The sequence below is a fragment of the Nocardia sp. NPDC050799 genome (genome assembly GCF_040654015.1).
Taxonomy (GTDB): domain Bacteria; phylum Actinomycetota; class Actinomycetes; order Mycobacteriales; family Mycobacteriaceae; genus Nocardia.
In genome coordinates this window covers 163,647-169,875 of record NZ_JBFAHF010000015.1, presented here as the reverse complement: position 1 = coordinate 169,875, position 6,229 = coordinate 163,647, and the positions used below count along the sequence as shown (strand labels likewise).

6 protein-coding genes are annotated in these 6,229 nt (G+C 65.4%); 4 read left to right on the top strand and 2 right to left on the bottom strand.

Annotation, left to right across the window (positions count from 1 at the left end):
• Nucleotides 1–206: 206 nt before the first annotated feature.
• The 3 genes from AB0H42_RS17970 (at nucleotide 207) to AB0H42_RS17960 (ending at nucleotide 1,899) form a co-directional block, all read left to right on the top strand.
• A complete protein-coding gene (locus AB0H42_RS17970) occupies nucleotides 207–608 on the top strand; it encodes a hypothetical protein (protein WP_357056981.1) in 402 nt (133 codons plus the stop codon).
• 77 nt (nucleotides 609–685) lie between these two features.
• Entirely contained in the window at nucleotides 686–1,300 is a 615-nt protein-coding gene (locus AB0H42_RS17965; RefSeq protein WP_357056978.1) for a DUF6000 family protein, read from the top strand.
• A 44-nt stretch (nucleotides 1,301–1,344) separates the two neighbouring features.
• Nucleotides 1,345–1,899, top strand: coding sequence for a recombinase family protein (locus AB0H42_RS17960; protein WP_357057016.1), 555 nt, complete (start codon nucleotides 1,345–1,347; stop codon nucleotides 1,897–1,899).
• A 941-nt stretch (nucleotides 1,900–2,840) separates the two neighbouring features.
• Here the strand turns inward: AB0H42_RS17960 and AB0H42_RS17955 are convergent.
• A complete protein-coding gene (locus AB0H42_RS17955) occupies nucleotides 2,841–3,434 on the bottom strand; it encodes a helix-turn-helix domain-containing protein (RefSeq protein ID WP_357056976.1) in 594 nt (197 codons plus the stop codon).
• Between the two features lie 67 nt (nucleotides 3,435–3,501).
• Here AB0H42_RS17955 and asnB point away from each other — a divergent pair, with 67 nt between their 5' ends.
• Nucleotides 3,502–5,340 carry an asparagine synthase (glutamine-hydrolyzing) gene (gene asnB / locus AB0H42_RS17950; protein ID WP_357056973.1) on the top strand — a complete coding sequence of 613 codons (1,839 nt, stop codon included), beginning with the start codon at nucleotides 3,502–3,504 and terminating at the stop codon, nucleotides 5,338–5,340.
• Nucleotides 5,341–5,425: 85 nt separating this feature from the next.
• Here the strand turns inward: asnB and AB0H42_RS17945 are convergent, their stop codons facing one another.
• Entirely contained in the window at nucleotides 5,426–6,169 is a 744-nt protein-coding gene (locus tag AB0H42_RS17945) for a dienelactone hydrolase family protein (RefSeq protein WP_357056971.1), read from the bottom strand.
• Between the last annotated feature and the right edge of the window lie 60 nt (nucleotides 6,170–6,229).

Below are 6,229 nucleotides of genomic sequence, written 5' to 3'. Positions count from 1 at the left end.
GCCGTTACGCTGTTCACGAGGTCTCCGGTTGGTTTCTGGTTGTGCTTGGTCGTTCAACCAACTACCGGAGACCTCGCCACATCACCAACTTCTCAACCCGGACAACGGGTTCCATCCCACACCATCGGGCTTATGAAACGCGGCCTAGATGGTTTCACGACAGTGCTGGGGCCACCAGTGGTGCTCGTCCTCGTCATACTGAAATCATGGAAACCTGGCTCGTCGCAGCACGTGCGGCGGAGGCCCGCTGCGACTGGGATGCAGCGATCTCCGCAGTCAGCGCTGTTGCCGAGTGCTACAGCGCCGACCATAACCGGCACAATGCGCATCTGTGGCACATGGATCTACTCGCGAAAGCGAGACGTCTCGACGAGCTGGCCACTCGGGGCGAGAGCGACGTCCACGCACGGCGCAGGCTGGATCGGTTCCTGTACGAGGACGGTCGCGACCGCGATCTCCGGCAGCGGGCCCTGCATGGGGACAAGACGGCGCTGTACTTCCTCGTGCGGCTGCTTCGTCAGCGAGGCGAGCAAGCCGCTGCGCAGCAGGTGGTGACCGAAATTGACGGGACCGATGAATACGCGCTGGACCTGGCGAGACAGCCCTGATCGAGCGCGACGTCACTTGACGTTATCGGCAACCTCGAAGTGTTGGCGGAGCGGCTTGAACAGGTCAGAATTCGGCTATGCGCTCTGTCCGTAATGATCCCGAGCTGCAGGGGTTGGTTCAGCGATTCGTTACGCCTGATCGGCGCTACCTTCGGCTGGGTGGCGGCCTTCTGCGGTTGAACGATGCCGAGCGCTCTGGATTCGCGAAAAAGCTGGCTCGGGCTGCCTTCGAGATCACACCTGTGGAGCTCAGCACCCTCTTCGAGGGCGGTTGGCGCGAGCGCAAGGTTGCCTCTTGGCTGGTTGCGGTGGCACACAGGACCGAGTTCCGCGATCGCATCGGACAGCTACTGCTGGCCAGCGAGGGGCCCCATGCGGGCGCGGCGTACTGCATCACCCTTGCGAAGTTCGGTGCCAGGCAGGATCGCGAACTGCTCTGTGACTACCTTGATCACTACTTGTCGCGCCCTGACCTCGACTACGACCAGGGCTTGGCGCTTGCGGCGCTTCTGCACCTCGATGATGTTCTCGGCTCTGGGTATTCGTCCCGGTTCCTTGCACCAAGCGGTCTCTGGTATCGATGGGTCGCAGGCCGGGCCGGGCGAGACACCGACCCGCAAGGATATCGGCGAATTCTGTACCAGCTCCGCGCATTCGCCGACGAGTGCACTCAGTTCTTCGCCCAGCTGTAGCGCGAGCTCTGACTCGGGCGGTGACCCTGTCCAGGCCTCGGCGGATCCCAGCTGTCAAAGAATTCCTGAAACTCGACCAGAACACCGTGCGACAGCTCGACGGCATCGAAGTCGAGAAGACCTTCACCGACAAGGCCTCCGGGAAAGACACCAGCCGGCCCAAACTCGACGAACTGCTCGCGTTCGTCCGAGAAGGCGACGAGGTGATCGTGCACTCCATGGACCGCCTCGCCCGAAACCTCGACGACCTCCGCCAGCTCGTCCGCAGCCTCACCAGCAAGGGCGTGAAGGTGGTGTTCGTCAAGGAATCGCTGACCTTCACCGGCGACGACTCCCCCATGGCCAACCTGCTGCTGTCGGTAATGGGCGCCTTCGCCGAATTCGAACGCGCCCTGATCCCGGAACGCCAACGCGAAGGCATCGCCGCCGCGAAAGCCCGCGGCGCCTACACCGGCCGCGCCCCGGCCCTGACCACCGAACAAGTCGAACAGGTGTGTGCCCGAGCCGAGGCCGGCGAATCGAAATCGGTGCTGGCCACCGAGTTCGGCGTCACCCGTCAGACCATCTACAACCACCTACGCGCCTCGGCAGCGCAGTGATGCCACTCCTTGAAAGCGGATGAAGTTGAATCCGACTCGTCGGCGCTGCTGATATCTGACGCGTACCGGCCGCAGAACGGTTATCTCGTGAACGGCGGGCCAGTCGGTACCACCACGGACGTCTGATCGGGTGGTGCTGCTGGTGGTTCAGGTGCCGATTGTCGATGTGCGGCCTCTGCTGGCCGCAGATACCAATCGCCATCGGTACCCTCTGTTCCCGCAGCCTGATAGAGCATATGGCCGTTCGTCACCCCAACATCACCGCACGAATTTCGTCACAGGTGTAGGCCCGGTTCGGCCGCGGTTGCGAGGCAATGGATCGGTGTGGACCAGCGAGAACTATTACGTCGATCTCAGCTCGCTGGTACGCCTCCCACGGCTTACGCGATCGGCATGTGAAGGTCGACACGCGCACGAGTCGACCTGGCCGTTATCCGGCGACGCGAACAAAGGAGCCGGCCTGGACCGAGCCCTTCTGTCCGGTCGCAAAGCGCGACCCACACCAAGGTGATCCGGCGACTACCCACACAAGGAACAGCCCCGGATCGCAGGGCAAAGTCTGCAGCGCAGACCTTGTTTTACGATAGCAAGTAGCGGTACTCCGGGGACCAGGATGCCTACCAGGTCCCGCTTCCCGATATGTATTGAGCCCGTTCCGACTCGGATTCCGGGTGGTTTCTGGCCTCCGTTGAACCGGCAGTGATCAGGCCATGGCTACCGGAGTCCATCTCGGTGCCGCAGCTGTTGTACATGGTGAGGGCGGCATCGCAACCTCTGGTCGGTCGAGACCTGGAGGCATGGACGCGAGGACAGCCGATGCTGAACAGACAGTCGCCTGAGCCTGCGCGGATCCGGGTGATGCCGACGCCCCTCTCGTGAAGTGGCTGCGCCGGTACCGCAACTCTTTCGACTCGGTCGGATCGGGCGCCGGCCCGCAGTCTTCACCGGAACCGTCTGGATACCTCGTCGATAGCCGCACGCACCGCCTTTTCCAGCGGCGTCCCGGCCGCGGCGGCCGCCCGGAGTGACGACATACCCGCTCCCGCGAAGGCGCCGACCAGGATGGCGGCCTTCATCTCGTCGAGTTCGTCAGGGAACACGGTTTGAAGCCTCGCGGCCATATCGTTCTGAATATCGAAGAGCCTGCTCAGCGAGGTGGCGTACAGCGCAGGCACGGTAACGATCAGTCGGGCGCGATCCTGTTCGAGATTGTCCGGATCGCTTCGGCGTTCGGCGGCAAGCATCGCCTCGAATGCCCGGGCCACCGCATCCGCGGGGCTGTCGCGGGGGTCGCGGCGGCGCAGGGCTTCCAGGCCCGCCTCGGCAATATCGGATCGGTCACCGAAGATCAGGTCTTCTTTCGTGCCGAAGTAGTTGAAAAAGGTTCCCTGCGAGACTTCGGCCACCCGGGCGATCTCGCTGATGGTCGTGGCCTCGTAGCCCTTCTCCTCGAACAGCCGGTACGCGGTCAGCAGGAGGCTGCGCCGCGTGCGCTCCTTCTTGAGTTCTCGCAATCCCGGCCCGGTCCGTTCCATGCGGCAACACTACACCAACCATAAATTTATAGTTGATATATTTTTAAAGTCACTACATACTTTGGTCATGTGTGGAATCACGGGATGGGTGTCCTACCAGCAGGACTTGACGACGGCGCGGCCCATCGTGGAGGAAATGACAGCCACGATGGCCGACCGCGGGCCGGACGGCGGCGGAGTGTGGATCAGCGGTCATGCGGCGCTCGGGCACCGCCGACTGGCAATCATCGATATCGAAGGCGGCGCACAGCCGATGACAGTCGAAACACCGGACGGCCCGGTGGCGCTGGTGTATTCGGGCGAGGCCTACAACTTCGCCGAACTTCGAGAACAACTGCAGGCTCGGGGGCACCGTTTCCGCAGCCGGTCGGATACCGAAGTCGTGCTTCGCGGCTATCTCGAATGGGGTGAGGCCGTCGCGGAACGGCTGACCGGAATGTGGGCCTTCGCGATCTGGGATGCCCGCGTGCAGCGTCTCTCGCTGTTCCGCGACCCCCTCGGCATCAAACCGCTCTACCTGATGCCGACAGTGGACGGCGTGCTGTTCGGTTCGGAACCGAAAGCCATCCTGGCGAATCCCCGGGCGCGTGCCGCGGTCGGCATGGACGGCCTACGCGAGCTGTTCACCATGATCACCGACCCGGCCACCGCGATCTGGGACGGGATGCGGCAGGTCGAGCCGGGCACCGTCCTCACCGTGAACCGCGACGGCCTGCGGGAGCGCCGCTACTGGCAGTTGCGCACCGCCGAACACAGTGACGACCTGGCCACCACCATCTCAACAGTGCGCGAACTCCTGCGCGACAGCGTCCGCCGTCAACTGGTCGCCGATGTACCGCTGGGAGTGCTGCTGTCCGGCGGACTGGACTCCTCGGCGATCACCGTGCTGGCCGCCGAAGAACTACGCCACAGCGGGGAACAAGCCCGCACCTTCACCGTGGAACTGGCCGGGCAGCGTGAGAAATTCGTCGCCGACGAATGGCGCGCAACCCTCGACTCGCCGTTCGCCGACCAGGTCGCGGCCCATATCGGCGCACGGCACACTGCCATCATGCTCGACCCCGCCGAACTCACGGCTCCGCAGACCCGCGAGGCCGTGGTCCGCGCGCGCGACTTCCCGCTGGGGTTCGGCGATTCAGACGCCTCGCTGTATCTGCTGTCGCGGGCCGTGCGCGCCCACTCGACGGTGGCGCTCTCCGGCGAATCCGCCGACGAGATCTTCGGCGGCTACCGCTGGTTCCACCATCCGGTCCTCCGCGACAGCGAAACCTTTCCGTGGATGGCGGCCATGCCACATACCCTCACCCGGCGCGCCGGGCTGCTGCGCCCCGACCTCACGCGGGCCCTCGAACTCGACGACTACGTGCGCGATCGATACCGCGAGGCCGTCGCGCGAGTTGAGCCGCTGCCCGGTGCGAGTCCGCTCGACAACCGGCTGCGGCAACTCTCCCATCTGCACATCACCCGGTTCCTCCGGGCGATGCTCGACCGCAAGGACCGGATGAGCATGGCCGTAGGGCTGGAAGTGCGTGTGCCGTTTTGCGACCACCGGCTCATCGACTACCTGTACAACGTCCCCTGGTCGCTGCAATCCCACGACGGCCGGGAGAAGAGCCTGTTGCGCGCAGCCACCACCGACCTGCTACCGCGTTCGGTGGTCGAGCGGGTCAAATCGCACTACCCGATCGCTCAGGACGCCGCCTACGCCGAAGCGCTGCAACGCCGAGCCGCCGATCTGCTCGCCGACGATCATGCGGTGCTCGAACTCGTCGACGCCGCGGCGGCGCGCAAGGTCGTGGCCCGCGCACCCGGCGACCTCGATCTACCGGACCGCGCGGCTCTGGAGCAATTCCTCGACCTGGCCGTATGGCTCGACCTCTATCGACCGGCACTCCACACCATTTGAGCCGGTGAAACCCAGGGTCGAGACCTGCCGCGCGGCGTGAACCTCGCCGCGGTCGTCCTCGGCTACCTCAGCCGACGACACCGCGTCACGGGCGATGCTCCTCGACCCCTGTTACGGGCAGGCACTCGGCGAGCAGGTCGACGACGTCGCGCCAGGCTCGCTGCGCGTGCCGTGGGTGGTAGCCGACGCCGGGGACCGTGGGGTGGTCGACCGTCGGGTGGTGGAAGGCGTGCAAGGCGCCGCCGTAGACCACAAGGCGCCAGTCGACTCCCGCGGCCTGCATCTCGGCGGTGAATGCGTCCCGTTGCGCGGGCGGCATGATTGGGTCTTCCGACCCCACCCCCGCCCACACCGGGCAGCGAATGCGCGCCGCCTCGCCCGGTCGGCCGGTGGTAGTTGCGTTGATTGTCCCGATCGCGCGCAGGTCGACTCCGTCGCGCCCGAGTTCCAGCGCGATTGCGCCCCCGGTGCCGTATCCGACGGCGGCGATCCGGTCGGGGTCGGTCCGCGGTTCGGCGCGCAACACGTCGAGCGCCGCGTGGCCGATGCCCCGCATCCGGTCGGGGTCGGCGAGTAGCGGCATGCAACGGGCCAGCATCTCCTCGGGGTCGCCCAAATAGCGCCCGCCGTGGATGTCGAAGGCCAACGCTACGTATCCCAGCTCGGCGAGGGAATCGGCCCGGCGGCGTTCGACGTCGCTGAGTCCCGTGCCCTCTGGTCCGACCAGGACCGCGGGCCGGCGGTCGACACCGGCCGGGAGCGCGAGGTGCCCGATCATCGTCAGGTCGTCGGCCGGGTACTCAACCGTGCGCGTTGTAACCGTCGTCATGAGACTGGACCGTAGTGGTCATCGAGCCCGGCCGGGCCGGTGTTCGCTGCTGGGAGAACA

Excerpts from the sequence above, each read along its gene's own strand:
- AB0H42_RS17970 (WP_357056981.1), top strand. The coding sequence starts at position 207 with ATGGAAACCTGGCTCGTCGCAGCACGTGCGGCGGAGGCCCGCTGCGAC.
- AB0H42_RS17965 (WP_357056978.1), top strand. The coding sequence starts at position 686 with ATGCGCTCTGTCCGTAATGATCCCGAGCTGCAGGGGTTGGTTCAGCGA.
- AB0H42_RS17955 (WP_357056976.1), bottom strand. The coding sequence starts at position 3,434 with ATGGAACGGACCGGGCCGGGATTGCGAGAACTCAAGAAGGAGCGCACG.
- asnB (WP_357056973.1), top strand. The coding sequence starts at position 3,502 with ATGTGTGGAATCACGGGATGGGTGTCCTACCAGCAGGACTTGACGACG.
- AB0H42_RS17945 (WP_357056971.1), bottom strand. The coding sequence starts at position 6,169 with ATGACGACGGTTACAACGCGCACGGTTGAGTACCCGGCCGACGACCTG.